The organism is Sinorhizobium numidicum (assembly GCF_029892045.1).
Classification (GTDB): Bacteria; Pseudomonadota; Alphaproteobacteria; order Rhizobiales; family Rhizobiaceae; genus Sinorhizobium; species Sinorhizobium numidicum.
This window is the reverse complement of the sequence record NZ_CP120369.1, coordinates 280,465-307,364: the sequence shown is the minus strand read 5'-3', so window position 1 is coordinate 307,364 and position 26,900 is coordinate 280,465. Positions and strand designations below refer to the sequence as shown.

The 26,900-nt window shown below is 58.2% G+C and carries 16 protein-coding genes and 16 pseudogenes; 20 read left to right on the top strand and 12 right to left on the bottom strand.

What is annotated here, in order from left to right; translation table 11 throughout:
* The first annotated feature begins 73 nt into the window (after positions 1 to 73).
* The 5 genes and pseudogenes from istA to PYH37_RS32640 all read left to right on the top strand — a co-directional run.
* Positions 74 to 1,567: pseudogene (gene istA, locus PYH37_RS30615) on the top strand (IS21 family transposase).
* Positions 1,564 to 2,019: an ATP-binding protein gene (locus PYH37_RS30610; RefSeq protein WP_280736262.1), complete on the top strand. Its 456-nt coding sequence runs from the start codon at positions 1,564 to 1,566 to the stop codon at positions 2,017 to 2,019. Before istA ends, PYH37_RS30610 begins: the two are co-directional and overlap by 4 nt.
* Positions 1,923 to 2,477: pseudogene (locus PYH37_RS30605) on the top strand (ATP-binding protein); the annotation flags it as partial. The gene PYH37_RS30610 and the pseudogene PYH37_RS30605, both read left to right, overlap by 97 nt.
* Before the next feature lie 23 nt (positions 2,478 to 2,500).
* Positions 2,501 to 2,866 (top strand): annotated as a pseudogene (locus PYH37_RS32645) (IS110 family transposase); the annotation flags it as partial.
* A gap of 63 nt (positions 2,867 to 2,929) precedes the next feature.
* Positions 2,930 to 3,045 (top strand): annotated as a pseudogene (locus PYH37_RS32640) (integrase); the annotation flags it as partial.
* A gap of 13 nt (positions 3,046 to 3,058) precedes the next feature.
* Here the strand turns inward: PYH37_RS32640 and PYH37_RS30600 are convergent.
* From PYH37_RS30600 to tnpC (PYH37_RS30580), 5 genes and pseudogenes are all read right to left on the bottom strand, one after another.
* A pseudogene (locus PYH37_RS30600) lies at positions 3,059 to 3,226 on the bottom strand (integrase); the annotation flags it as partial.
* Positions 3,227 to 4,002: 776 nt separating this feature from the next.
* A complete protein-coding gene (locus tag PYH37_RS30595) occupies positions 4,003 to 5,439 on the bottom strand; it encodes an amidase (RefSeq protein WP_280736263.1) in 1,437 nt (478 codons plus the stop codon).
* A 117-nt stretch (positions 5,440 to 5,556) separates the two neighbouring features.
* A complete protein-coding gene (locus PYH37_RS30590; RefSeq protein ID WP_280736264.1) occupies positions 5,557 to 6,657 on the bottom strand; it encodes an ABC transporter substrate-binding protein in 1,101 nt (366 codons plus the stop codon).
* A gap of 207 nt (positions 6,658 to 6,864) precedes the next feature.
* Complete coding sequence (locus tag PYH37_RS30585; RefSeq protein ID WP_280736265.1) at positions 6,865 to 7,347, bottom strand: plasmid pRiA4b ORF-3 family protein; 483 nt, start codon at positions 7,345 to 7,347, stop codon at positions 6,865 to 6,867.
* A 2-nt stretch (positions 7,348 to 7,349) separates the two neighbouring features.
* Positions 7,350 to 8,140, bottom strand: a pseudogene (tnpC, locus tag PYH37_RS30580) (IS66 family transposase); the annotation flags it as partial.
* Positions 8,141 to 8,299: 159 nt separating this feature from the next.
* Between tnpC (PYH37_RS30580) and PYH37_RS30575 the strand changes: the two are divergent.
* Positions 8,300 to 8,452: pseudogene (locus PYH37_RS30575) on the top strand (IS66 family transposase); the annotation flags it as partial.
* A gap of 284 nt (positions 8,453 to 8,736) precedes the next feature.
* On the opposite strand, the pseudogene PYH37_RS30570 reads toward PYH37_RS30575, so the two are convergent.
* Positions 8,737 to 9,541, bottom strand: a pseudogene (locus PYH37_RS30570) (IS110 family transposase).
* Positions 9,542 to 9,623: 82 nt separating this feature from the next.
* Here PYH37_RS30570 and PYH37_RS30565 point away from each other — a divergent pair.
* The 5 genes and pseudogenes from PYH37_RS30565 to PYH37_RS30545 all read left to right on the top strand — a co-directional run.
* Positions 9,624 to 9,827 (top strand): annotated as a pseudogene (locus tag PYH37_RS30565) (transposase domain-containing protein); the annotation flags it as partial.
* A gap of 710 nt (positions 9,828 to 10,537) precedes the next feature.
* Positions 10,538 to 10,729 (top strand): hypothetical protein, encoded by a 192-nt coding sequence (locus PYH37_RS30560; protein ID WP_425336176.1) that lies wholly within the window; start codon positions 10,538 to 10,540, stop codon positions 10,727 to 10,729.
* 145 nt (positions 10,730 to 10,874) lie between these two features.
* Positions 10,875 to 12,044, top strand: coding sequence for a M24 family metallopeptidase (locus PYH37_RS30555; protein WP_280736267.1), 1,170 nt, complete (start codon positions 10,875 to 10,877; stop codon positions 12,042 to 12,044).
* A 331-nt stretch (positions 12,045 to 12,375) separates the two neighbouring features.
* The gene (locus PYH37_RS30550) at positions 12,376 to 13,113 is read left to right on the top strand and encodes an aspartate racemase/maleate isomerase family protein (protein WP_280736268.1); all 738 of its coding nucleotides are present in this window, start codon (positions 12,376 to 12,378) and stop codon (positions 13,111 to 13,113) included.
* A gap of 190 nt (positions 13,114 to 13,303) precedes the next feature.
* Positions 13,304 to 14,413, top strand: a pseudogene (locus PYH37_RS30545) (IS110 family RNA-guided transposase).
* On the opposite strand, the gene PYH37_RS32635 reads toward PYH37_RS30545, so the two are convergent.
* A complete protein-coding gene (locus tag PYH37_RS32635) occupies positions 14,382 to 14,780 on the bottom strand; it encodes a DUF1612 domain-containing protein (RefSeq protein WP_425336221.1) in 399 nt (132 codons plus the stop codon). The pseudogene PYH37_RS30545 and the gene PYH37_RS32635 sit on opposite strands and share 32 nt — an antisense overlap.
* Positions 14,781 to 14,925: 145 nt before the next feature.
* Between PYH37_RS32635 and PYH37_RS30540 the strand changes: the two genes are divergently transcribed.
* From PYH37_RS30540 to tnpA (PYH37_RS30515), 7 genes and pseudogenes are all read left to right on the top strand, one after another.
* Positions 14,926 to 15,810 (top strand): beta-keto acid cleavage family enzyme, encoded by an 885-nt coding sequence (locus PYH37_RS30540; RefSeq protein ID WP_280736269.1) that lies wholly within the window; start codon positions 14,926 to 14,928, stop codon positions 15,808 to 15,810.
* A 44-nt stretch (positions 15,811 to 15,854) separates the two neighbouring features.
* Positions 15,855 to 16,565: an aspartate/glutamate racemase family protein gene (locus PYH37_RS30535; RefSeq protein WP_280736270.1), complete on the top strand. Its 711-nt coding sequence runs from the start codon at positions 15,855 to 15,857 to the stop codon at positions 16,563 to 16,565.
* An 83-nt stretch (positions 16,566 to 16,648) separates the two neighbouring features.
* On the top strand, positions 16,649 to 17,521 hold the full coding sequence (locus tag PYH37_RS30530; protein ID WP_280736271.1) for a 3-hydroxyacyl-CoA dehydrogenase NAD-binding domain-containing protein: 873 nt from the start codon (positions 16,649 to 16,651) through the stop codon (positions 17,519 to 17,521).
* A 432-nt stretch (positions 17,522 to 17,953) separates the two neighbouring features.
* Positions 17,954 to 18,745 (top strand): SDR family NAD(P)-dependent oxidoreductase, encoded by a 792-nt coding sequence (locus PYH37_RS30525; RefSeq protein WP_280736272.1) that lies wholly within the window; start codon positions 17,954 to 17,956, stop codon positions 18,743 to 18,745.
* Between the two features lie 556 nt (positions 18,746 to 19,301).
* A pseudogene (locus PYH37_RS32630) lies at positions 19,302 to 19,386 on the top strand (DUF6429 family protein); the annotation flags it as partial.
* 51 nt (positions 19,387 to 19,437) lie between these two features.
* On the top strand, positions 19,438 to 20,031 hold the full coding sequence (locus PYH37_RS30520) for a thioesterase family protein (RefSeq protein WP_280736273.1): 594 nt from the start codon (positions 19,438 to 19,440) through the stop codon (positions 20,029 to 20,031).
* Between the two features lie 557 nt (positions 20,032 to 20,588).
* A pseudogene (gene tnpA / locus PYH37_RS30515) lies at positions 20,589 to 21,030 on the top strand (IS66-like element accessory protein TnpA).
* 456 nt (positions 21,031 to 21,486) lie between these two features.
* On the opposite strand, the gene PYH37_RS30510 reads toward tnpA (PYH37_RS30515), so the two are convergent.
* Positions 21,487 to 21,768, bottom strand: a complete 282-nt coding sequence (locus PYH37_RS30510) for a hypothetical protein (RefSeq protein ID WP_280736274.1) — start codon at positions 21,766 to 21,768, stop codon at positions 21,487 to 21,489.
* Between the two features lie 8 nt (positions 21,769 to 21,776).
* Positions 21,777 to 23,318: pseudogene (gene tnpC / locus PYH37_RS30505) on the bottom strand (IS66 family transposase).
* Here tnpC (PYH37_RS30505) and PYH37_RS32625 point away from each other — a divergent pair.
* Positions 23,226 to 23,522, top strand: coding sequence for a hypothetical protein (locus PYH37_RS32625; protein ID WP_425336204.1), 297 nt, complete (start codon positions 23,226 to 23,228; stop codon positions 23,520 to 23,522). The pseudogene tnpC (PYH37_RS30505) and the gene PYH37_RS32625 overlap by 93 nt on opposite strands.
* On the opposite strand, the pseudogene tnpB reads toward PYH37_RS32625, so the two are convergent.
* Together tnpB and tnpA (PYH37_RS30495) are read right to left on the bottom strand one after the other, a co-directional pair.
* A pseudogene (tnpB, locus tag PYH37_RS30500) lies at positions 23,456 to 23,797 on the bottom strand (IS66 family insertion sequence element accessory protein TnpB). The gene PYH37_RS32625 and the pseudogene tnpB sit on opposite strands and share 67 nt — an antisense overlap.
* Positions 23,794 to 24,180: an IS66-like element accessory protein TnpA gene (gene tnpA / locus PYH37_RS30495; RefSeq protein WP_280736275.1), complete on the bottom strand. Its 387-nt coding sequence runs from the start codon at positions 24,178 to 24,180 to the stop codon at positions 23,794 to 23,796. Before tnpA (PYH37_RS30495) ends, tnpB begins: the two are co-directional and overlap by 4 nt.
* 130 nt (positions 24,181 to 24,310) lie before the next feature.
* Between tnpA (PYH37_RS30495) and PYH37_RS30490 the strand changes: the two are divergent.
* Positions 24,311 to 25,363 (top strand): annotated as a pseudogene (locus tag PYH37_RS30490) (IS110 family RNA-guided transposase).
* 373 nt (positions 25,364 to 25,736) lie between these two features.
* On the opposite strand, the pseudogene PYH37_RS30485 reads toward PYH37_RS30490, so the two are convergent.
* Positions 25,737 to 26,888: pseudogene (locus PYH37_RS30485) on the bottom strand (IS3 family transposase).
* Positions 26,889 to 26,900: the final 12 nt, after the last annotated feature.

Below are 26,900 nucleotides of genomic sequence, written 5' to 3'. Positions count from 1 at the left end.
GCCGCGCCGATTTATCTGGTGATTGCGGTTCGACCGGTAGGTTGGATTCTTCGAAGAACGGGGAACCACCTTTGTGCCAGGTCGTCACATAACCGATCAGCAGATGAGGCTTTTCATGAAGTTACGACAAGAGCACAGAGTTGATGTCGCCGCCGTGAAGGCGTCGCTCAGCAGAGCAACGGCCTATCGCATCGAGAAGAACGCGCAACTGCCATCACAAATGAAGAAGCCGCGCGGTCGTCGGCGTCCCGACCCACTCGCCGACATCTTCGATGCCGAGGTCGTGCCGCTGCTGAAGGCGGCACCTGGCATTCGTCCGGTCGCCGTCTTCGAGGAGATGTTGCGCCGCCATCCCGACCTCAGCGAAGGCGTTCGCCGGACAATGGAACGGCGGATCCGTGCCTGGCGGGCCACCAATGGCGACGAGCAGGACGTCATCTTTCGCCATGTTCATGAGCCCGGCCGACTGGGGCCGACTTCACCAACATGAACGAATTGGGGATCACGATCGCAGGCCAGCCGCTCGATCACCTGCTTTATCACTTCCGGCTCGCCTATTCCGGCTTCGAACACGCCCACGTCGTCCTCGGTGGCGAAAGCTTCGTGGTGCTGGCCGAAGGCTGCAGAACGCTCTCTGGTTCCTTGGCGGCGCGCCGTTTTACCATCGCAGCGACAGCCTGTCGGCGGCCATCCGCAATCTCGATGCCAATGCCAAGGAGGACCAGACGCGGCGCTACGCAGAGCTTTGTGCGCACTACCGGATGACGCCGACCCGCAACAACAAGGGCATTGCCCACGAGAACGGTGCGATTGAGAGCCCGCATGGCCACCTTAAGAATGCGATCCGCGATGCCCTGTTGCTGCGCGGCACCCGTGACTTCGACGATCTCGATGCCTATCAGGCTTCATCGATGAGATCGTCAGCCGGCGTAATGCCCGCTACGGCAAGCGCATCGACGCCGAGCGGACGGCGCTGCAGCCGTTGCCGGGAACCAGCGATTTTGAGGAGGTTGTCGTGCGGGTCTCGCGCAGCGGCGGCTTCACCTTGCGCAAGGTCTTTTACACCGTGCCATCACGGCTCATCGTGCACCGGCTGCGCGTGCGCCTTTACTACGAGCTCTTTATCGGCGGCACGCATCTGATGACGCTCCAAAGAGGGCGTGCGCATGCCAGCGGCAAGCACGACCAGGTGGTCGATTATCGGCATGTCATCCATTCGCTGCGCAAAAAGCCGGTGGCGCTCCTTCAGCTTGTCTATCGCGACAAGCTGTTTCCACGGCAGGAATACCGAAGGGCCTTCGAGACCCTGCTCGACCGGCCTTCCGACAAGCAGGCCTGCAAGATCACCGTCGAGCTCCTGGCCTTGCCCACGATCGGGGCTGCGAGCGGGAACTGGCAGAGCGGCTCGCTAAAACACTCGATGCGGGCGAACTGCCGGACAATCATCGCGCTGAGGACTTTCTTCGCGCCCGATCCGGCACAGTTGCCCGCCGTGAACGTTCGTCTCGCCTCCCTCCAGGGCTATGAGGCCCTGATCGACGCGCGTCATCTGGAGGACGCCGCATGAGAAACGCCCCTGCCATCGACGCCGCCACGCTCAGCACGCTGCTCAATGAACTCCGCCTCCCGGCCATCAAGGTCCTTTGGCCGGAATTTGCCGAACGGGCCGACAAGGAAGGGTGGCCAGCGGCCCGGTTCCTGTCGGTGATCGCCGAGCACGAACTGGCCGAACGCGATCGCCGCCGCATCGAACGCCATCTCGCCGAGGCGCGGTTGCCACCGGGAAAGACGCTCGACAGCTTTGACTTCGACGCCGTGCCGATGGTCTCCAAGGCACAGGTCATGGCGATCGCCGCCGGCGATGGCTCGCTAAGGGAGCGAACATCCTATTGTTCGGCCCGCCCGGTGGCGGCAAGAGCCATCTCGCCGCCGCAATCGGCCTCGCGCTCATCGAGAACGGTTGGCGGGTGCTGTTCATGCGTCCGAGTTCGTTCAGAAACTGCAGGTGGCACGTCGTGAACTCCAGCTCGAATCCGCCATCGCCAAGCTCGACAAGTTCGATCTGCTCATTCTTGATGATCTCGCCTATGTGACCAAGGACCACGCGGGAAACGAGCGTGCTCTTCGAGCTCATCTCCGCGCGCTTCGAGCGGCGATCGATCATGATCACCGCCAACCAGCCCTTCGGCGATTGGAACAGGGTCTTCCCCGATCCCGCCATGACACTCGCCGACGTCGATCGTCTCGTCCACCACGCGACCATCTTTGAGATGAATGTCGAAAGCTACCGGCGTCGATCCGCGATGGAAGCCAAACGCCAACGCGGTAGGCCGGCTTCCTTCGCGACAATCAGAAACGCCGCCGAGATTGACGCTGCGCGACAATCAGAACCCAACGAAGCCCTTGCCAGCGACAATCACGGTGATGCCGTCGCCGACAACCGCGACACCAGAATCTCATCCAGATTGTCGCGCTGATCGCATCCAGATTGTCGCTCTACGCCCAGGAGAAGCTCGATCTACAGGCTTGCCATCGCGTGCGATCGCGCCTGGTCTCGCGGCGTACGGCGACCATCAAATTAGATCAGAGTTTTCCTCATCGAGTAGGGCATTGCGGTGCGGGCGGGTATGCGGGCATTGCGCAACTCTTTGTTTCCAAATCTCGAAGAACCGCGCGGACGAGATTTCGCCGCGCATAAGTGACTTGATCGTCGGCCTTTTCGAAGACTGGCTATGGCTCGACGAGCGTATCGAAACGGTCACGCACGAAATCGAAGAGATCAGCCAGAACGAGGCGAATTGCGAATTGCCGCCGCGCGATGAGTGTTCCCGGCGTCGTTCCGCTCATCTCGACCGCGGTGTTGGCACAGCACGCCCTTCGGCAAGCTCAGCTGGCGGCGTGCAGGCGCGGCTGAACAAATATTTCGCCACAGGCGGGCGTGGATTGCTCGGTCATCGCCCTATGGCTCGACATGAGACGGTCGAAACCACGCTGACCTATCTTCACGCGCATCTTGAACCGAACGAAGCCGCGCTTGCGAAGCTTTTGTGGATCGAACCGGCGCCAGTTTCTTCTCGTTGGCCAGATAGGCCAGATCGGCCGGGCGTCCTCGCGGCCGAGTAAGTCCGGCGACCTGCCGAAATGTCGTGCAAAACAGCGACACTTGTTGCAGGTACGGGAGTTGAATCTTGAGCGAGAAATTGCACACCTGCATGTCCTCGCTCATGCGCTGGCGAAGTGGGGGGCATGACGAGCCCTCCGTCCGATAGAATGGGTTGCGAACCGCCGTCCCTTCCTCTCGCAGTTGGAGCCCCTACTGAATATATCACTTCCTTGCCGCTCCGGCGCGGCGGAGCGGGTTAGTCGAACTGCATTTATCCAACGACGTCGAAAGATGGCTGACCGCGCCTATGAAAAAGAGCGGAGAAGCATTGAAAGCACGCGTGGTACCCCGCAAGTGGGCGTGCTCAGCCGAATCGTTTCGAATCTGCTCCTGCATTAGGCGTTTGACGTCTGGATGACCCGGGCACATCCGGATCTTCCATGGGTGTCGGTATGCGGACGATAGTCTGGCGCACTGCCGGACCGAGCAAGAAGCAGGGGCCCTCATGGCCGAACTTCAAGGGTGGCTGCCAGAATGCGGGCTTCTGATGCATCAGACTCAGATCGTCTGCTGCAAAAATAATCGGCGCCGAAAAATGTATCCGACTGTCAAAGTTGGCGCTTCCTTGGAGCCAAATTCAGGCCGCGACAGGTGGTGACGTCACAGCAGATGAGTTCTTCTCCGGATATACCCCCGAGATCAGTCTGGCGGCGCTAAAATCAATGCGGGCGGCGATCAAGATCTTGAACATATCGCGGCAAACGCCGGGGACGCTGAACCGAAGCCGCCAGGGCCCGCCCCAGCGAGGAGCATGCTGGGGAAAGCTCAATTTCGGGAGCGTGGGTGGCGTACCCGTTAGTCTCCGAATCTGACCACAAAAACATAATTGAACATAAGGGTCATCGATCACCGCCTGCCCGAACGCCAGGGTGCCTGTCTCGCCACGGTCTAGCCTCTTCCAAGTCTCGTGCTACCCGCACGAGTGTGGCTTCGTCGCCGAAGCGACCGACGATCTGAAGACCGATTGGCAACCCGTCTGTGCTTTGTGCGAGTGGCAAGGAGACAGAAGGTTGTCCAGTAATGTTGAATATTGGCATATGGCAACCTTTGTAGACCTTTTCCGTCCACTCTTCTGCAGAGATTGCTGGGTGGGTGAGGCTGTAAATTGTTCCATGCGGGTGGGCCACGATCGGCTGCGTAGGTGTAAGCAGAACGTCGAATGAATGAATAGCCTCGGCGACGCGGAAGCGAAGTCTTCGAAACCCTTCGTCCACCTCGCTCCAGATCGACAATGGCTGTTTTCGCCCACGTTCGTAAAGCTTGAGCGTTACCGGCTCTAGGGTGTCTTGGCTGATCTCTCGACCGAGGGCTTGTGCCGCCGCTTCAAGCGACACCGCGTCAAGATCCTCCCAAAGGAGAATAGTCTCTATGAACTCCTTATAATCGAACGGAGCTTCGATCTCTGCCACCGAGTGCCCCATTTCCTCCAAAAGCGAGGCGGTCGAGTCGACGGCTTGCAGGACTTCTGGATCAAGATCGAGCTTGCCCCATGTAGTCCTAGCGACCCCAATCTTCAGGGCACTGGTCGGTCGCGAAAGTTCCGCTACATAGGAACGTTCAGGCTGAACGATCGTAAATGGATCGCCGATATGCGAGCCGGAAAACACGTCCAGTGCGGCAGCCATATCGCGCACGGTACGACAAAGAACGAACGATCGAGACAGACCAAACTTTGTATCTTGTTGGGCCGGCCCTCCTGAAACTCGACCGCGAGACGGGTTAAGTCCTACGAGTCCGCACCAGGCTGCGGGACCCCGGGTCGATCCGCCGCCGTCGCTGGCATGCGCTATTGGGGTGATTCCGGCGGCGACTGCCGCAGCGGCCCCGCCGGAGGACCCTCCTGCAGTGCGATCTAAATTCCATGGGTTATGAGTAATGCCGTTGAGAACGGTTTCAGTGGTGCCGGATATCGCTAGCTCCGGCGTTGTTGTTCTTCCGACAGTTCGGAGCCCGGCCGCGCGAGCGCGACGGAAGTAGAAGCTGTCCGTTTTAGGGCGATAACCTTTGAACAGCCGGCTCCCTTTTTCTTGAAGACGGCCAGATTCGCTGGGCCCAATGTCTTTGCGTAGGAACGGGACGCCGTGAAAAAGGCCTGAATCCGAACTCGCAACGGTCTCTGCGTCTTCATAAAATTCAATGACTGCGTTGATGCGAGGGTTGACCTCGTCATAGGCGAGGCGAGCTAAGCGGGTTAGCTCAACCGCAGCTATCTCGCCGGAGCGTACGAGATGCGCTAGCCCGGTCGCGTCGAAATGGACATACTCACTGAGTTTCAAGTTAATGTACCTTTGCGCCGTCGGGCCCTGGGATGGTCGTAGCAGTCGGGGGCTCAGAATGATGGGTCTCGACCTGGAGTAAGTCTAAGTTCGAGACCCATCGCCAGAATATCTATCTCACCCACTAACCCAACTGGTCCAGCGCTCACTGAGGACCGCACGATTGGCGTTGATCCAATCAGCGTCCATCCTGACTACTTTGGGCAAGTTCTCGGGTGCAGTGACAAGCGAGGACGCGAATTTCGGATCAAGCAGTTCAATGGCTTTCTTATTCGGAAGCGCATAGGACATCTTCTTGATAAACGCTGCGTGCGCTTCCGGCCGAGTATAAAGGAAGTCGAGCAACGCTTTGGCAGCCAACGGATTCGGCCCGTTTTTAACTAAGCGATAAGTCATGGGTTCATAACATGCGCCATCCCAACTAAACCGGACTGGGACGCCCTCTGCTTGAAGGCGAGAAGCGCGACCGTTCCAGATCGCCGAAGCAACCACCTCTTTGCTGCGAAAGAGCTGCTGGCTCTGGTCACCCGCGGCCCACCACACGGCGATGTTCGGCTTGAGCTCGTCGAGCTTCCTAAATGCGCGATCAAGATCCAGCGGAAAGAGCTTATCACGAGGAACACCGTCCGCTATGAGTGCAGCCGTCAGAACTTGCCAAGGACTGCCGTAGTTGGGAAGCGCCCGGGGCCCGGGGAACTTTTCGACGTCCCAAAATTCGACCCAGTTGGTTGGGCCGCCCTCTGGAAATGCACGTTCGTCGTAAGCCAGACCAAGGCCGCCCTGATCCCAGGCGACTGCAGATCCTCCAAAGCAAGATCCGTCAACTCCCTCTAGACTAACGTTCGGCAATTGTTCGCAATTTGCGCCAAGGTTTTCGAAGTACGGCTTGAATTCGTCCGAGACCTCTTCGGGGGACAAATATGCAATGTCCCACTCTATGTTGCCCGACTGCACCATTGCTTTGATGCGCACGAGCGAGTCTACCGAATCCACCCCACTAACCGAAATACCTGTCGCTTTCTTGAATGGCTGAAAGAACAGTTCGTCCATTAGTTGTGCGAAGACGCCGGACCCGGAACTGATTACAACGCGATCCTGGCCCGCGGCTTTGGCAGCCTCAACCAGCGAAGAGGTCGATTGGGCAAGCGTAAAGCGCGGAATGAACGAACCCGCCGCGGCCAACGCGCTCAACTGCAAAATTCTGCGTCTGCTAAACATTGAAATGTTCCCCTTTCTGCTTTGTTTGTCTGCGATATACGCATCCCGCGAACTGAGCTCCTTTGGAAGATGCGAAGTGTTATGCCTGATATGGGAATGTTATTTGGAACATCTCGGGGTGCCTACGAGATTGAAACGAACTCTGCGGCTGATAAGCGGGCTTGCATCTCGCGGTATCAGGTCTGAGAGCGCGAGTCCTCACAAAGGCTACTCCGTTCCAGTCTCCAAATCGGCGCTCGCGACAAACCAGGTTCTTCGAGTGTCGAGAAGGAGGGTTTCTCCATATGGTCCGCTGATGTCCTCGGGAGGGCAGCGTCCGGTTGCTTCGAGGAGCATTGGCTCTGCAAGGCCGATGACGGGGAAGGTGCGCTCGATGTTGATACTGTGCGTCCAGCCGTCGCCAAAGTCGTAAAGGTACTTGAACGATTTCGCGGCGATGTCTTCGATTGCCGCCAGCAGCGAGATCTTGCGCGCATCGAGCGGGCCATCTCCCCAGTCCTGGTCAGCCGGACCAAAGCCGACGTCGCGGATGCGGAATTCGTAAAGGTGGCTGTTGCTCCAGCCCATCGCCGCCTGCAGCACCTCATGAAGGCGAGGGAGCTTGATGCGGAACGGCACCACAACGCGCCGCATCACCGTCGGTTCGACATGGTCGAGGGTGACCTTCAGGCGTACCAGAGAAGCCGGCATCTTTAGGCTGCCAGCATGTGTGCCGCCGGCGACGCGCTCTTCCAGTTCCAGGGCAAGAGCTCATCGAGCCGATGTGCGGGATAACCGGCAATGCGGTGAAGCACGTCGGCGAGCCAGGCTTGCGGACCGACGTCGTTCATTTTGGCCGAGACAATCAAGCTGTACATGGCGGCGCGCTGGCCACGCGGTCCGATCCGGCGAACAACCACGATTTCCTGCCCAGCGCTATGCCGCGCAGGGCGCGTTCGGCGGCATTGTTCGAGAGACAGACACGCCCCGTCGTCGAGGAAGAGGGTGAAGGCAGACCAGCGTTTCAGCAGGTAATCGAAGGCCTTGGCGAGATCATCGTTGCGAGACAGCTTGGCACGATGAGCCTTCATCCACGCTTCCAGGCCGAGAACCAGAGGCAGGCTCCGCTCCTGACGAACGGCCTTTCGGACCTCCGCGCGCTGACCGTTGATCTCGCGCTCGATGTCGAACAGGGCATCGATCCGTTGCACCATTTCCAGAGCGATCGGCGAGATGACGGCCGGCGTCTTGCCCTGGCTTTTCGGCGCGCATTCGCCTCGACGTCGGCCATCGCAAAAAAAGACCGCCTCGCATGGACCAAGCAGGCTGCTTCCGTTACCGGGCCGGGCCGTCGATCCGGAAGATAGAGCTTGGTGTAGCCGGTATAGGCGTCCGCCTGCAGAATGCCGCTACAGCCGGCGAGATGCGCCTGCGGGTGCTCGCCCGCGCGATCACGGGAATAGTAGAACATCGCCGACGGTGCGGCTGTGCCGCCGAAACGTCGCGGACATAGACCCAACTTCGGGAGCATCTGCCGCTCAATCGTCAGGTCGAGCGCTTCGAACGCGAAGGCGTTTCCCTCAGCCTGTCGACGGTCGATATCGGTCTTTCCTGCCGCAAGGACCGGGACCGTCGTAGGAATTGCTCGATAAAATCGCCAAGAAAGGTCTTGCCGGAGAGCAAGCTTGGCGATGCCGTATTCTACAGTCTGAACCAATGGGAATATCTGACGCGCTACGCCGAAGACGGCAGGATGCCGATCGACAACAACCTTCTCGAATGCGATATCAGAATCTTTGCCACTGGCAGAAAGAGTTCTTATGATCATTGTCCAGAGTTAAGACACAACTTAAAGCGCCGGCCGCGATGCAGGCGACGAGCAAGGTTATGTGACGGTCGGGATGGGTCAGAGCGCCGGGACTACTCGACGGTTGCTCAAACTCTTTTCCTGGGGTTGGCTCCCAATGATGACGATGCGTCGGAAGGCTGCCTCGATCTGGCTGCGGACGTGGGAAGAACCTGTCCAAACACTTTGCCCGAGGTTTCCTTCTCCGCTCCCGACGCCCTGACCATTCCCGATCGTTGATTTTGAACTCGGCTTCAGGCTGTGGGTAACCCCGGTTCGCCTTCAGGTCTACGAGCGACGTCCCATAGAAATCCTACGAGTTCGCGAGCAATAGCAGTGATTGCGACAGTGCTCTTTTTGCCTGAACCGACCAACTTCCGGTAACGAGCGCTCAGCCGGACTTGGGCTTTCCAAGCAATGTCATTGATAGCCTGCGGCACGTCGGGGCGATGCTGGTGCATCCAGTTCCCAACCTTGGCACGACCGCGGTAAGACCAAGCTGCTTCAAACAGCAAGGCGCGCAGGGCGGAATTGCCTGTCTTGGTTATTCCTCGTGGTCGCACAGATCCGCCGCTTGAGTGTTCCCCCGGCACCAGGCCGAGGTATGCCATGAGTTGACGCGGGCTGTTGTATCAATGTGCGTGCTTTCCGCGCATCGTGAGAAGCTACCGAACGAGCGCGCACCAGGTCCCCCATCGCTTCATGCACTGCGTCCGGCACCCAAACAAAGGCTAGTTCGCCGGCACGCAACAATCGCGCGAGCATCATAGCGTCGCGCGAATCGTTCTTCTGCCGATTGCCCGGCCGAACGGGGTGTGGCTTGGCCCTACAACTCTGCAATCAAACCCGAGTGCCTCAATTTGCCGAAAGACGTTGTAACCGCATGGACCAGCTTCATAGACAAACTCCAAGCTTCCCAATCAGCTTGGAAAGCGCTTCCGGCTCGTTAGGTATCGTCCCGATAAGGCGAACCTCGCCCGACCGTCCTCCGTCGGCAACTGCCACGGAAATCGAGTCCTTGTGGACGTCCAGACCGACATATGCGTCGTAACCGGTCATGATGAATACATCCTTCTCCCGGCCGAAATGGCCAACGGATAAGCTGCGCATAGAGCACAACCTGGCAAGGAGAAATGGTCATAGCATCTGGCTGTTCAGCGACACCGTGGATGGATCCAAGGCCAGTACCGTATTCTACAGCCTGATGCTGACCTGCCGCGCCTCACCCGTCGAGCCGTTCGCCTGGTTGCGCCATGTCCTCACCGAATTGCCCCAGCGCGCCGCCGACGCCGATCTCACCGACCTGCTACCGTCCAACTTCCCCAAGACTGCCACTGTCGCCTGAGCCAGCGCGACATTTTCCAAAATCAAATGCCGAAAGGCGGCGTCAACGCGCGGGGAAAATCGCGCGTACTGAATTTCACTGCTTCGCCCAGCAATTTTGGCTGCTCAACGGGCGCCAGCCAACCCAGAATCATCCTGAATTGGATCAAGCAGAAATCGAGCAGCTCGTCTCCACTCCAGGCAGAGTGGAAGCAGCGAGTTCGATTGAATAGAATAATAGCGCAACGACTTTGGTGTGTGTCGGCCGACGGATGATAGCTTTCTTCAGATCATAAGAATTCCCGCTTCTGAATAATTGATGCCGCTCGCGCACCTCGTCTATCCCATTTAGTGTGATTGGAACGCCTGATGGAGGATCGGTCGGTATGCGCGTTAGGGAAAACGTCAAAAACACTTCGGCTCTGACGGCGCAAACGCACCCGCAAGACCGTTGCTCGTAGATGGCTCCGGCCCCCTACCCATCGCTATTTGTTTCGACCGCTCAACGGGCAAGCTGCTCAACTGGTGTGCACAGGTCGCGGTCGACGCAGAACCAGCACTTTTGACTACCATGTTAGGCACTATGACCGTTTCTGGAGCAGGTGTATCCTATGATTAGCCTAGATTTGATCGAGCAGGCACGTGAGAGGATCGCCAATCACGTCCTCCGTAATCCTCTCACGACGTCGACGTCGCTAGGTGAACTTCATCATGGGATAGAGCCTGGACTGTTTGCGGGCGACACGGGACTTTCCGGAACTGGGTCAAGTTATTGCCGGCGGAAGGGCCGGCCGCAATCGCGAGGCAGACATCACAACAGCCGATCTTACCGGTACAGGTGTTCAGGATACTACGATTGCCACGTTAGCCTTTCAGCGCGCAGAAGAGCTCAATGCGGGCCGCATGTTTGAAAGCTGTAGCTGAGCCGTTGGCTCTTCAGAGAATAGTAACCAAATAGTCGGTCAATTTAATCCAATGTCGCAGCCCGGTGCATCGTCCGCACTGCCGTCGACCGTTCAGCAAAAGGCGCGAACGTTGTCAATCACTAACCGTTCAAAAGGAGAAAGAAATGCCGGTTATCAAAGGGCCCCAAGTATTTCCTCGCACTGAATTTCTAAGGCGTCTCAACGCGGTGAAGTCGGAGATGGACCGGCTCGAAATCGAGACATTGATCGTTGGGAATTCCTCAGATATCACCTATCTGACGGGCTATACGGCTAAGTCGAGCTATGTGCCGCAAGCGGTCGTGATCTCTATGAAGGAGGAAGAGCCCACCTTCATATTGCGGCGCCAGGATGCGCCAGCAGCGGTACACCAAACGTTCTTGGACCGCAAAAACATTATCGGATATTCGGAAGCATTGATCGGAAATCCGCTTAAGGATGGTTTTGATGCGATCATTGATTTCGTACACGAAGCGCGCGCTGTGGAGCGCGGCATTGGAGTGCAGCTTGGCTATCTCTCCTCAAGGTCCGCCGAGAAATTCAAATCTCGTTTTAAAACCGCCCGAATCGTTGATTGCACGCATTCCGTTGCCTGGATACGAATGATCAAGTCTGATCTCGAACTAGAAATGATGCGCGATGCCGCCGCAATCGCTGACGCGGGAGTCTTGAAAGCCTCCGAAGTCATTCGCCCTGGTGTTCGTGAAGCCGAAGTAATGGCAGAAATCGCAGCGCAGCTCATTCGCGGGGCTGGTGGCAAAGAGGGGACTGATCTTGCACCGATGACACTCTGCTCTTCTCCACGCACTGGTACGTCCCATATCCAGTGGAGCGAAGACGTCATTCGCGAAGGTTCTCAGATCAATCTTGAAATAGCAGGCGTCCGCCACGGGTACGTGTCGGCCATCATGCGGACGTTTTCAGTTGGTGCTCCCTGCGATCGTCTTCGGCGTCTGCATGATGCCGAGGTCTCAGGCTTGGAGGCGGCGTTGAATGCCGTTCGACCTGGCGCAACCTGCAGCGACGTGGCGACTGCGTTTTATCGCACAATTGAAAGGGCCGGATTTCAGAAGGATTCACGTTGTGGGTACGCCATGGGTATTGATTGGGGCGAACCCACCGCGAGTCTGAAGGACGGCGATATGACAGAGCTGAAGCCAAATATGACCTTCCACCTAATGCTCGGCAACTGGATCGAAGAAGATTTTGGGTACGTCATCAGCGAGACGTTTCGTGTTACACAATCTGGCTATGAAGTCCTGACCAAGTCGCCGCGGAAGCTATACGAGCTTTAAGTAGTCGGAGTGGAGAGGCCACCTACAGCAACGTCCGATCTGCTGGCTGTCGCGAAGCTGTTAGTAAGGGGCGCTGTTTCCTAGATCACCGCTGGGTTATGGTGCCGGGGGCCAAATGCTGGCCGGCATTTTCCAAGCTGTATTTAGGGACGGATCCTTAGATCCCATACCTGCGACCAGATAGATTGGGCGGACGCTCCAGACTATCAACCGGACCACAAACGATTGTGTTCTGCACAGGATGTTTGTGGGGCCGGTACAGCAGCTGACAAAATCGGACGGGGCCGCGAGAAAAGTGAATAATCCGCGAGATCATTCAAATGAGGACGAGATGAAGGGCATAGGGTTGATCACACTGTCCACCGATCCGGTCGGCGAGGACGCTTTTAAAGCCGAGATGGCGGGTTCGCCCGTGAGAGTCTTTACGACGCGCACCTCCTATGACGAGGCCGATCATCAAGCCGGCGGTTTTACCCCAATCCCTGATTGGCCAACCGTTTTGGGAACCTTACCTCCTGGTAATCTGATTGACGTGATCGCGTTTTCATGCACATCAGCCACCGTAGCGCTCGGTAATGAAACACTTGTGCGTCTCCTCGGTTCTGCCCGGCCTGGTCTTCGCTACACGTCTCCGGGCATAGCCTCCATCGCGATGATGCAACGGTACAAGGTTAAGCGAATAGCGCTCCTTACCCCTTATGGGTCCAAACTGCACCACGCGATGCCGCCATATTTCTCGCGTTACGGGATCGAAGTAGTCGCCCATCATTCGTTAGCACGGCCTTTGAATCTCGTGACCGACGAAGATATCGCCAGTGTACCCCTGAATCGAATCCAAACAGAGCTCGAGTCCCTTCTCGCTGCTGCGCGCCCCGTGGATGCGTTATTCGTATCTTGCGCAGCTTTCTCTATACAAAGGTCGAACCTTGCCCAAATGGAAGTTGCGCTCGCTTGCCCAGTACTCGCGAGTGTCAATTCCATGGCTTGGCACACTCTCGATCTCCTCGGCGAGCACACTTACAGGGACAGGATGGCGGTCGAGTTGGGATTGCTAAGCGCTGGTCTTTAAAAGTTCATTTCCGATCATGAAAGAACCTGCGGCGCGGCGTATGTAAGTGGCAGTTGCGTCGGGTGAGTAACAGAATAGTCGCCGGCCCTCGGAACATCATGGCTACACTCGAGGCGATCCGCTTGCTCTTACTGCGCATATCGCAAAAGCCGGACAGGGATAAGGCGGACATTCGTTTCACCAAGATCCCATATCATTGGAACTCTCTCGCTCAACGTGGCTGATCATCTCGTTGCCGCCGGGAAACGGCGAGAAGATGTCGAAGCACGCGGTGGTTGGCGGCGATGTGAGGGCATTGCTGGATCGTTTTGCTCAGCTCCAGGAGAAGGTGCGATCTCGTACGGGCAATCAGGTTCCCTGAGCATTCAGGAAGCCGGACTCGACGGCTTCTGGATCGATCGTGTGCTGAAGGCGAACGGGATAGAAAGTTACGTCGTCGACCCAGCCTCGATAGCAACCTCGCGCAGGCGCCGGGGAGCGAAGACGGACAGATTGGATGGTGAGGCGCTGGTCCGAGCGCTGTTGGCTTTCAAGCGCGGAGAGCCACGGGTGTGTGCTATGGTCAATGCACCACGCCCCGAGGAAGAAGATCGCCGTCGTATTTGCCGCGAGCGCAAGGTTCTGATCTCCGAGCGCATCAAACATGTCAATCGCATCAAAGGCCTGCTCTTCGGTCACGGCATCAGTGGATACGAACCGCTGCGCAAGAACCGGCGCAAGCAACTGGACCAGCTCCACACGGGGGACGGCCGTCCTTTGCCGCCCCACCTCAAAACTCAAATAAGCCGTGAACTTGATCGGCTCGAACTGTTGTTTGAGCAAATTACAGCGGTGGAGAACGAGCGCGATACGCTCCTGGCCGCGCCAAAGGATAGCGTAGTGGCAACAACGACCGCGGCTGGGTCAATGTTGTGCGACATCAAAGGCATTGGTCTAGAATTTGCGGCTGTTCTCTGGACCGAAGGCGTGTTTAGCCATTTTGACAATCGGCGGCAGGTTGCCGCGTACGCAGGGCTGGCACCGACACCCTGGCAAAGTGGAACCATCGATCATGAGCAAGGCGTGTCGAAGGCGGGCAACCCGCGCCTACGCGCCACAATGATCCAACTGTCGTGGTTGTGGTTGCGCCATCAGCCGCAATCAGCGTTGAGCCAGTGGTTTACGGCGCGCGTGCAATCCAGCGGCGGCCGCACGAAGAAGAACGCAATCGTGGCGCTGGCCCGCAAATTATTGGTTGCACTATGGAAATATGTGACCGCCGGCGATTGTCATCGAGGGCGCGGTGATGAAGTTAGCCTGACAAGGAAGCTTAGCCAAATCGACGCTGCAGCGGGCTGACCTCCCCAGGCGTCCCAAAGGATCGCGGCCGTAAGCACAGGCGGAAGATCCATGGTGCGGTTAAGTAGAGCGCGCCATTCCTCGAGCCGGGCATGCTCGTCCCAATGCGGGTCGTGGACGAGTGAATCCCGCTCGGGCGTCGTTTCCGGCCGAGGCGGCCGTTCAACCGTGACGCCTTCGAGGTTCGCGCTTGAGCGCGCGAGCACGGCATCGATGGGCCGCGAACTCCTCGGCCACGACTTCTTCCTCCTTCGGCTCGGCAGCGCGCTGTTCCGCGAATCCTCTGCCGCGCTGCGCGCGCCGGCCGATTGCGCCTCCGCTTCAGCCATAACAATTGAAGGCCGGGCAAAACAATTCGGGCTAGCCAACAGGCGCGGCTTAACGCGATAAAACATTGCCAGTATGACCACTCGGCGCCGCACCGAGTGTTTGGCGTCAGCCAATCAACTAAGACGAACGGAAGTAGGAGTTCTGATGTCGCGGAAAGTAATCGTCACGTGTGCAGTCACCGGAGGAAGCTCTGCGGTTCTTGGGAAGCATCCAAATATCCCCAAGACGCCATCGCAAATCGCTGAGGCTGCACTCGAAGCTGCAAAGGCTGGAGCTGCGATTGTGCATATTCACGTCCGTGATCCTGAGACGGGGGCCCCATCAAACCGATTTGAGCTCTATGAACAGGTCGTTAAAAAGCTCAGGGACGCTGCAACGGATGTCATCATCAACTTAACTTGTGGAATGGACGGCGAAATTGAATTTGATTCTTTGGATCCTTTAAAATTAGCAAACACCAGCACACTTAAGAGCGCAATTGGACGCTGCTCCCATGCCGTCAAGCTTCAGCCTGAACTGAGCACGCTGGATTGCGGAACATTCGGTTATGGGGAGCAAATATATGTTGCGCGTACGTCCGATCTGCGAGAGATGGCGACACTTATGCGCGACGCTGGTGTCAAGCCCGAGCTCGAGTGTTTCGATTTAGGTCACATTGAAATCGCTAAGAAACTCATCTCCGAAAACATAATCGACGGTCCGCCCCTTTTCCAATTTTGCCTCAGCACAGGTTATGGTGCTCCCGCTGTACCGAGTGTTGTGCAGGCGATGCGTGAGATTCTGCCTTCCGGGGCAGTCTGGTGTGGGTTTGGCTGTGGTGCAGATGAGATGCCGATGGTTGGCCAGTTGGTGGCCATGGGTGGACACGTCCGGGTAGGATTGGAAGATAACATCTATCTCCGACGTGGCGTACTGGCTTCCAACGCCGGGCTCGTTGACAATGCGGTTGGGATCATAGAGCGCATGGGCGCCAGCGTTGCCACACCTGCCGAGGCACGGGCAATCCTCGGAGTTAAGAAGCGCGGATGACCGCCCTCAATGTATCAAATGTATCTATATGTCTTGGAGGCGAAATGACGTCGCAAGCCGGAAGTTGTCTTGGAATCTTGGGCTTGGAACCCGGTTTGCCGGCCGGCGTGGCGCCGCCGGCGGAGCCGTCCGGGTCGCTGTTTAGTTCAGCTACTTTCGACTTTCCCGTAATATCGGAAACCGTCGAGGGAGCCTGGGCGGATGTTGTGATGCAGGGCGAACCTGCACTCGAGCCTGCTTTTGTGGCGGCAGCTCGGAGGCTGGTGGAGCGAGGCGCAGTCGTAATCAGCTCGGACTGCGGCTTTGCTGTCCGGCATCAGGCAGCGGTGGCTGCGGCGGTAAGTGTTCCGGTAATAATGTCCAGCCTGCTCTTAGTGCCGACGCTGCTCCGCCAACTGCCGCCAAAAGCCAAACTCGCTGTTGTCACAGCTGATTCACGAGTGTTTCGAGATGATTTGCTTGGGCTCATTGATCAGGCCGACCGGGATCGGATCGTCATCGGCGGCGTCGAAGGCGGTAAGATGTCTGAAAACGCGTCCATGCGTCCGCCGCAACCGACCGATATCGCCGACATCGAGAATGATGTGGCTGCTTGTGTCGCGCGGCTCCGCGTCGCAAATCCGGACATCGCTGCGCTACTCTTCACTTGCACTGGATTCCCGCCGATAACGCCGGCAATCCGTTGCATGACAGGGCTGCCTATCTACGACATCACAACCATATCCCGGATGACGCTTGAGTCTGTTCGCACCTAATGTTGTCATCGCTTCAAGTTCATCAGGTTTCTCGAAGCCTATTTGAGAAGTCACTCTCCAGATCCATTGATATGAGGTAATCTATGCGCATCGCATGCATCGGCACAGGGGAAATAGGCGCGAGCTGGGTGGCGTTGTTCATGACTGGCACCCATGAGGTGACCGCATGGGATCCAGCACCGGGTTGGCAGGATCGTCTAGTGGCGGCCCTCGACCGCTATGAGCCGCAATTGCAAGAGCTTCATTTGCCCATTGTACGTACACGCCTTCGACTTTGCGCCACTTTGGCCGAGGCGGTGGCCGAGGCAGAGCTCATTCAGGAAAATGCCCCGGAACAGATAGATCTCAAACGCGCGCTGGTCCGGGAAATTGCCAGTCTCGCGCCGCTCGATTCGATTATCGCCTCCTCCACATCAGGACTTTTGCCAGGCGATATCGCTAGAGACATTCCCAACCCGGGTCGTCTCCTCGTAGCACATCCTTTTTCCCCTCCGCACCTGGTCCCGGCCATGGAGATCGTCGGCACACCTGAAATGCCGAGAGAAAGACTTGAAGCAGCAGTCGAACTGTACCGCAGCATCGGCAGACAACCGATTGTAGTGTCGCAAGCCATTCCGGGTTTTATCGGCAATCGCCTGCAAGCCGCGATGTTCCGCGAGGCGTTCCACATGATCGCGGCCGACGAGGCCACGATGGAAGAGATCGACAGCATCATTAAGAGCGGACCTGGTCTCCGCTATGGCATTTCAGGCCCATGTGAGGCCCAATTGGGTTGGGTAGATCGTCCGGAGGCCCCCGGCGAGATAAATGAAGAAAAGTGGTCGATCCTGATGGACAGTGACTGGAGCCGCCTGCCAGGTCCGCCGCTGACCAATGCACTGCGTGACCTCCTCGTCCGCAACTCTTGGCAGCGCACGCAAAGAGGCTCCCCGACGACGCACGGGAGAAGCGGATAATTGCAGTACGACGTGCAGTCGGGAACATCTGAGGTTCAGACCGACGTGACAGGAGTCCTTAGCGCTTGTCCAAGCCCAGCGTTGGATCGTCAAGGCGTAGAAATTGTGGCTGTGCTCACCGTGGCCGGACTCGGTGGTGGCGTGTTGGCGCGCCCACGATATCTCAATGTGATCGACCGCCTCAGTGCGGCGAGGCAATCAAGGTGGGAGTGCAGCGTCAATGGATCCGTAGCAAAGATTTACATGACCGACGGAACGACGCGAGGCGTCGATCCACCACTACGCCGCAAGTATCGCCAGTGTCGGTGCTGGATCGTAGGTACCTCACCTGTCGTTTGCCCATACCCTTGCCTTCGTCGGCAGCGAAAAGGCACCCAAAGGCAGGGACCGTGCGAAAATTTAGCAGTGCAATAGCACTCTCCGGAAATGAGTATGATACAACCCAAGGAAGACGTCATGATAAACTTTGATTTGCGGAATAAAAAGGCTATTGTAACAGGAGCGGCTTCCGGTATCGGTCTTGCCACAGCGACAAGACTCGCAAGATCTGGCGCTAGTGTCGCGATAAATGACTTACGCACAAACGAAAAGCTGATCATTGAAGTCACCAAACTAAGGGACGACGGTCTTGACGTGTATAGCGTGCCGGGAGATGTCAGCCAACCAGACTCCGCGCACAAAGTTGTCTCATCTGCCTTGGAAGTGCTCGGCGGCCTTGATTATCTAATTAATAACGCTGGAGCACCCGGTACGAAGTCGCCAATCCCAGTAGATGACTTTGATGCTCTTACCCCAGCCTTCTGGCAGAAGATGCTGGACGTTAATTTATTGAGTGCGTTCTGGATGACCAAGGCTGCCCGTACCGCTCTCATGGAGAGCCATGGCGCGGTAGTCAACACGGTATCCACAGGCGCATTCGCGTGCACCGGTAGCAGTACCGCGTATGCCTGCGCCAAGGCCGGGCTGGCTCACCTGACTAGACATTTGGCCAAGGCTTTGGCACCTCGGGTGAGGGTCAACGGAATTGCACCCGGAGCGGTAAATTCTCCTTGGGAATGCTCATGGGGGCTGGACAACGAGGAGTGGGCGCGAACCGCTGTTCCGCTTCAGCGTATTGGTCAGCCTGAAGAGTATGCGGAACTCATCACTTATCTCGCGGCAGGCGCGTCCTACATAACCGCCCAGGTAGTAATAGCGGATGGTGGCGATTTCCTCTTAAGCTGAGGAATTGCAGGACTCAGTGCGGTCATCCCTGGAAATACATCAGTTGACCCTTTTAATGAGCGATGCGAGTTGCACATGAACGGTCGGCAACTGATCCGAAGACCGCCTTCAAGGCCGCCAGGTTAGGCAGTATGTGGGCGTGGTTTCGCCGCCGAGATGGAGAGGGGCGCCACAGATTTCCAGCCAGATCGGCAAATGATACGAGCATATGGCGAACAGGTATTGAAAGGTATTGACGCCAACGGCCAAGCCGAGCTTATGGAATTGCGAGATGCGGGGGTGGTGGCCATTCGATCTGCATTGCAGCGGCCACCTTAAAAGTGCCCAAATGTGACTAGTGGCAACGGCCCACTGAACTGACTCGACGGGGGTTCCCAAGTTGATGTTGGCGTAATTCAAGGTGGCGTGGAGGACCTGCGCCATGCCGACGCTTGTCAAATTAAGCCGAGCCATACGCTATTGGGGCCTCACCGACTGTCTTTAACTAAGGATGCAAACCAGAGCCATATCCCCTTGTCTGCGCCGCGACGGGTGCAGTCTGTGTTAAGCTGCAGCGATGGTGATTGACACCGTCAAGATTGATGATGCGGTGCTGGCGCTGCTTTGGCTGACCCTGCAAAATGAAAAAGTGCGCTTGGAGAGCGCTTTGACTGAGCGTGATCTGCTTCATGGGACAAGGCCGTGGAGTAGATATGGAACTGAAGATAGCGGGTATGCGTGCCATCGTTACGGAAGTTGCCGACCGGCACATCTTGTTCAAAGCGTTATCAGAACGGCATGGTAATCTGCCAAGATCACACGAGAATGGGCAAATGATGAATACGACCCAAAAATTTGCAACAATGGTGACCGACGATCTTATCGACGGATATGGGCACATGAATATGATGCACTATCTGGGAGCGTTCAGTCGAGCTGCGGATGTACGGCTCGACTTTGCGATACGTCTAAGTCCGGATGGCTCAGTGATCTCTGGCCTCGTCACCGCCGAAGCGCGGGTCGCTTACAAGAAAGAAGCGATGCGCGGCGACGATCTGCTCCTCACTACTTGGATAGCCGACATTGACGAAAAGCGAGTCCATGTCGCGCAAGCGATGGTGCGTGGCGACGGAACGTTACTGTCGACAGCTGAACAGCTTTTCCTGAATTTCAATCTGCTATCGCGCCGCGTAGAACCATTCCTGCCGGATGTGATGGCCGAGCTTAGACGCAGTGTTGAGTCGGACAGTGGTACATTCGATCCGGGCATTGTCAGCCGCCGAATGGGCATACCGAGATTAGTATGAACTTGCCTGATCTTTGTCAGTCTATCTCGGCGGCACCTTCACGCGTGTACGTTAGGCGGCAGATTCGAAGTGTCCACCGGCTCCGTTGGCAGGCGTGATGATGCGGGTAAAGAACTCGGATCGTGGCGTGTGACTTTCCCTTGAACCGTAAGAAGCGAATTTCAATCGGGCCTCTGCTTAAGCCTCCGACAGGAGTTACCGTTACGAAGCTAACGATCGTGAGCCAAGGACGCACGGAGAGAATAGTCAACTGGGTAAACAAATTTGAATCTTTTGCAGATCTCGACCCAACAGTTTCCGATATCTTGGGGGGACTGGTATTTGGAACGAAAGCTGAGAAATTTGAGTCTGCGCTTAATGAGCTGGCGTTCGCGCTCGGCTTTGCTGGAGAAACACCCGACGCAGAATGGAAGGAAGGTCCCGACAATCTTTGCGCTTTAAATATACCCCGTACTTGATTGTTTGAATGGTATGCGCCGCCTACATCCCATTGATTCCGTGTGTTTCTGAGCATTGAGTTTCTACCGCATGGTTTTTGGCAACGCTGGAGATTTGGCATGGCGGATGGTGAAGGATTTGTCGGGCGATGCGAAGTTGTGGCGCCTCGTCGTGGAAACCGACGGTGGCCAGATGCTGTGAAGGCGCGGATTGTTGCGGAGAGCCTTGAGCCTGGAGTTGGTGTCGCCGACGTTGCGTGTCGTCATGATCTCGTTGCGCATCAATTGCTGGCGACGACAAGCACGTCAGGGTCTTCTGGCGCTGTCTGCCGAACTGATGCCAGCCATTGAGGACGGGCCTATCGAACCCGCCTTTGTGCCACTTGCGATTACGACGGAGCCGAAGACGGCTACCGATGCTTTGCCGATCCCGGAGCCGGTCGCGGCCGCTTCGCAGATCGTGACGGTAGAAATGGGCGCAGACCTCGTGGTGAGGGTTCCCGGCGATGTGCCGGTTGATCGGGTTGCAGCCTTGGTGCGTGCGATGCGAGGGACGGTGTGATCGTCGCGGGCAAACGATTATCGATCCTAATCGCGACGCGGCCGGTGGACTTCCGCTGTGGCCATCAGGCGCCTGGCCCAAGGTGCAGGATGGAACGATGCGTCTTTCTCGGGCTCAATACGAAGCCTTGTTCGCAGGGCTTGATTGGCGACGGGTTATGGCGCAACGGGTACCAGCGCCGACTGCGGCAGGATGACTCAGCCGCCCTGTTTCGGCATTGTTTTATTGGGCTTTTCTGCTTCGATTTGCTATGAAGGCGCATGTCGGAGCCGATCGATCTTAGCCCGCTTTTCTCACCACGGCTCTGGTATTGATTGGCGCTGTCGGCTGTCGTGGCGCTCGACACCGAGGACGCGAGCGGCCGTTGCCGCGGTGTACGGCGTTTTGTTGGGGCTGACCTTGCCCCCAAGGTATCCGTCCGGTGAGCACCGCAGGTACCTCGAAGCTGACTTCCGCCTAGCGGTTTGATCGGAGGGCCACGATTGCTGCTGCGGCTGTCTCGGACAGCTTCGCCATCTCGCGATCGGGCAGCGCCATGTGCTCTGTGGCTATTTTGAAGAGGTAGTTGGCGATGTCTTCTGCCGTTGCGTTCTCGTTGATGAGCATACCGAGCACGACGTCGGCATAAGCGTCGTATTCGTCCTTCGCTTCGGGAATGTCAGATATGCCGATCGGATCCCAGTCGCGGAGCAACACATCGCGAACAAGAGCGCGGATTTTGTCGGTATCGTGGGTCATCGGTGCCCCTACGCAGCAGCGGCTTTTGCTGACGATGCCGTCCAATTCCACGGGAGCAATTGCTCGAGCCTGGTGATCGGGGTGTCGGCGATGCGAGCGAGAACGTCGGCAAGCCAGGCCTGCGGATCGACGTCGTTGAGCTTGGCGGTGATGATCAGTGTCGCCATGAAGGCGGCGCGCTCGGCACCTCGATCGGAGCCGGCAAAGAGCCATGACTTGCGCCCGAGGGCAAAACCACGCAGCGCTCGTTCGGCCGCGTTATTCGTCAGGCAGATCCGGCCGTCACGAGGAAGGATGTGAAGCTGTCCCAGCGCTTGAGCATGTAGTCGATCGGCTCGGCAAACGGTGAACTGCGCGACAGCTTTGCTCGCTCAGATCGAAGCCAGATCTGAAGCTCATGAACGAGCGGACGGCTGTCCTTCTGACGGCATTGCAGCCGCTCGTTCGCTGAAAGACCGTTGATGTCGCGCTCGATGTCGAACAGCGCATCGATGCGTTTGACCGCCTCCAGCGCGACCGGTGAGATTGCGGCAGCATTCTTGCCGCGTTTGGCGTTGCTGGCGATGTCCGCGAGCACGAAGAACTTGCGACGGGCATGTGCCCAGCACAGCGCCTGCGTCAGCGGACCGGGGTCGCGATCCACCTTGAACAGCGGGTTGTAGCCGCCATAGGCGTCGGCCTGCAAAGTGCCGGTGAAGTTCTTCAGATGGCGCTCGGGATGCTCCTGTCGCCTGTCGCGCGAGGCATAATAGAGCGCCGCCGGTGGCGATTGCCCGCCGAACGGCCGGTCATCTCTGACATAGGTCCAGATGCGACCGGTGTCGGTCTTGCCCTTCGCCAGGATCGGCACGGTGGTGTCGTCGCCATGCAGCCGTTCGGCGGCAAGCACATGCGCCTCGATCAGTCCATGCACCGGCTTTAATGCCGCGGCGCAGGCCCCGACCTGATCGGCGAGCGTCGACAGGCTGAGGTCGATGCCCTCGCGGGCGTAACGCTCGCTCTGCCGGTTCAGCGGCTGATGCTGACCGAACTTCTCGAACAGGATCATCGCCAAGAGGTTCGGTCCGGCAAAGCCGCGCGGCGTCACGTGGAAGGGCGCGGGCGGCTGGGTGATCTTCTCGCATTCGCGGCAGGTAAACTTCTCGCGCCCGGTCTGGATCACCTTCCACTGGCGCGGGATCACCTCCAGCGTCTCGGTGATGTCCTCGCCCAGCTTTGCCAGCTTGGCCGAGCCGCAGCACGGGCAGCTCGCCGGTGCGGCAATGACGACGCGTTGGCGCGGCAGATGCTCTGGGAAACGGCTTGCGCGATGGACGCTTGCGCTCGAAAGCCCTGACCGGCGAGGAGCGTGCCGCTAACTCCGCCGCCAGTTCGTCTTCGCTGGCGTTGGCCTCCAACTCCTCGAGCTGCAACTCCATCTGTTCCAGAAGCCTGGCTTTGCGCTCCGAGCGGCTGCCGTGGATGTCGCGCTTCAGCTTTTCGATCTCCAGCCGGAGACGGGCGATCAGCGCATCCGAGTGCGAGTTCACTGCCTGCGCGCGGGCGGCCAGCGCCTCCGCCTCACGACGGGCCGCGCGCTCGGCGAGGATCATCGCATGCGCGCTGGCAAGGTCGTCGGGAAGCTGATCGGCCGCATCGGTCATGGCGGGATGGAATATATTCGCTCCCGTCGTGCCAGCGGTTTTGCTCATCCCGCCGAGCTCGGACGCCAGGTTTTTTGCGGCATTCGCCAGTCGATGCCTTCGAGCAAATAGCCGAGCTGCGCCGGCGTGATCACCACCGTGCCGTCGGCCGCTGACGGCCAGATGAAACGGCCGCGCTCGAGCTTCTTCGTGAACAGGCAGGCACACCCTGGCCGTCGTGCCAGATCACCTTGATCAGGCCGCCGCTCCGCCCTCGGAAGACAAACAGATGACCGCTCATTGGGTCGCGCTTCAGCGTCTCCTGCACCATCAGCGACAGCCCGGGAAAGCCTCTCCGCATGTCCCGTCGCCAGCCAAACCTTCACGCCGCTCGGGACCGGGATCATCGCCGCTCCAGCACATCAAGAATCCGGCCGAGCGCATCGGTGTCGACGTCACTCTCGACCCGGAGACGACGCCCACCGCCAAGCTCGATCGTGACGATGCTTGCCTTCTTACGCGGTCGGGAGACCGGCGGCTCCGCTGGCGACGACGGCAGCGGCTCGACGACCTCCACCGGAACGAGTTGCGGGACGGACGGCGCGGAGATCTGGCAGAGCTCCTTGCGCCAGCGGAAGAGCTGGCTGACATGGATGCCGGCCGAGTGCGCGATCTCCGAAACACTTGCCCCGGGTTCGAATGTCGCTGCAACCAGCCGCTCCTTCTCCTCCCGGGACCAGCGCCGCCGCCGCTCGACCGACGTGATGACCTCAACCTGATGCTTCGTCATAGGACTACTCCTAGATGGGGTATTCGGCTTGCGCTGCATCTGTGGAGGGTAAGAGAGGCGCTGCGCTTCGAGCTGATGATAGAACGTGGTCTGCGAGAACAGCCACAAGCATCAGGAAAGGAAGCGCAGCATGAGACACTATGCTGGGTTGGACGTGGCGATAAAAGAGACCCCGATCTGTATTGTCGATGAGACGGGCAAGATCTGCCGGGAATTGAAGGTCACCAGCCATCCGGAGGATTTGGCGCGCGCCTTGATGGATCCGGTCTGGCAACTGGCCCGTGTCGGCCTTGAAGCGGGACCGTTGTCGCAATGGCTGTTCGATGGACTCTGGCGTGCCGGCCTGCCGGCGATCTGCATTGAGACCCGGCACGCCAAAGCTTTCCTGAAGGCGCAGGTGAACAAGTCCGACCGGAACGATGCTCGTGGCATTGCCCAGATGGTCAGAGTCGGACTTTACCGGCCGGTGCATGTGAAGACGCTTGAAAGTCAGAACCGCGCAGGGCGCTGCTTACGGCACGAAAGCTGTTGCAAGCCAAGGCTATTGCCATTGAGAACGATATCCGTGGCCTGCTGCGGAACTTCGGCCTCAAGGTCGGCGCGGTCGGCGCTATCAAGTTCGAGGACCGTATCCGAGAACTCGTCGAACGCGTACCGGATTTGGAGGAAATCGTTGCATGTCTGCTGGCGGCCCGCCGAAAGCTGCGCGAGGAGTTCACGAGATTGAGTGGCAAGCTGCTGTCGGTCGTGCGCGACGATCCAGTTTGCCGGCGGCTGATGACAATCCCCGGCGTCGGCGCTGTGACGGCGCTCGCCTTCAAAAGCACCATCGATATCCCGACGAGATTCAAGAATTCCAAGGCAGTGGGCCCGGCTCTAGGGCTGACGCCGGTGCTCAACCGGTCGGGGGAGAGCTGTCGCACCGGTCATGTCTCGCTTGCCGGCGACGCGATGCTGCGGACTTTGCTCTATGAAGCAGCCCAGGTGCTGTTGACGCGTGTAAAGAAATGGTCGGCTAAAGGCCTGGGCGATGAATGTCGCCAAGAGACGTGGTCTCAAGAGAGCGGTCGTCGCGCTTGGCCGCCGGCTGGCGGTGATCATGCATCGCATGTGGAGTGACGAAACGGAGTTTTGCTGGAGCAGAAAAGACGGTCTTGGCCCGGCTCAACGCTGCGCTGATTGAGGGCTCCGCGCCGAGCCTGGCGTCTCGAGACCGAACAGAGGAGGTGAAGACATTCCGCCCCCGGCGGTATGGATGTCCTTCGCGGGACGATGGATGAGGTGAGTTCGTTGCAAGCACTGTGCCGGTCGCATCAGTTGCGGTCAGGACGTCTCCTAGATTGGACCGCTTCATTCTTCCGATCCCATGGTGGGAGGGCCAAGGTGCCGATCCCGAAGAGAAGCAACACCCCGCGAAGAACATCTAACGCCGGCCGGAACGCAAGCTCGAAAGCGCTTGACCACAACCGCCGAATAGAGAAGTGCTTGCACTAGGACTTGCAGTCTTCAGCCTACCTCAGCAAGGCGGCCGTCACCGGAGGGATACCCCCCAAGTTTTATCCAGTTTTCAGTTCGCTCCAGCGGTTTTGGGTTGCTGTATTTGGGGTGGTAGCGGCGGGTTGCGGTGCGAAGCCGTTTCGGCTGCGCAGCACCGCATCGCGTCGCGGTTTGATGGTCTGAGCGAACTCGGCGGGTGTCAGCCAGCCGAGGCCGGAATGCGGTCGGTGATCGTTGTAATCGCGACGCCAGTTCGCAAGCGCGGATCGCGCCTGAGCCAATGACGAGAACAGCGTTTCGTTCAATAGCTCGTCGCACAGCCGCCCATTGAAGCTTTCGATGAAGGCGTTCTGGATCGGTTTGCCAGGCGCGATGTAGTGCCAATCCACCTTGGCCCGGTCCGTCCATTGCAGGATCGCATTGCTTGTGAACTCGCTGCCGTTGTCGCTGACGATCATCCTCGGCTTTCCGCGTTCCTCGATGATCCGGTCCAGCTCTCGGGCAACCCGCAGGCCGGAGAGTGATGTATCGGCGACGAGAGCCAGACATTCTCTGGTGCAGTCATCCACGACCGTCAGAACCCGAAACCTGCGGCCGTCGGTGAGTTGATCCGAGACGAAGTCCAGTGACCAGCGATCATTGGCTGCCATCGCGATCAACATCGGTGCTCGTGTGCCTATCGCTCGCTTCCGGCCGCCACGCTTGCGCACCGTCAGCTTCTCCTCCCGATAGAGCCGGAAGAGTTTCTTGTGGTTCACAAGGTGTCCCTCGCGCCTGAGCAGCACATGAATGCGTCGATAGCCAAAGCGGCGACGTTCATGCGCCAGCACCTTCATGAGCTCGCGAAGGCCATGATCGTCGTCGCGCCAGGGTACACGCCCGCCGTTCGCTCATCCCATGTTGGCTCATCAGATGCGCGACAGCGTTCCGCTTGGCTGCGGGCGTCACCACTTCTTTCCCAAAAGGTCTTTCAAAGCAGCATTGTCGAGCATGGCATCCGCCACAAGCCGCTTCAGCTTCGTGTTCTCGTCCTCCAGCGCCTTCAGCCGTTTGGCCTCGGACACCTCCATGCCGCCGAACTTGGCTTTCCACTTATAGATGCTGCCGTTGCTGACACAGTGCTTGCGGCAAAGCTCCGAGACCGGCGTGCCTGCCTCGTGCTCCTTCAATATCCCGATAATCTGTTCGTCGGTGAAACGGTTGCCCTTCATTCTCTGGTCCTC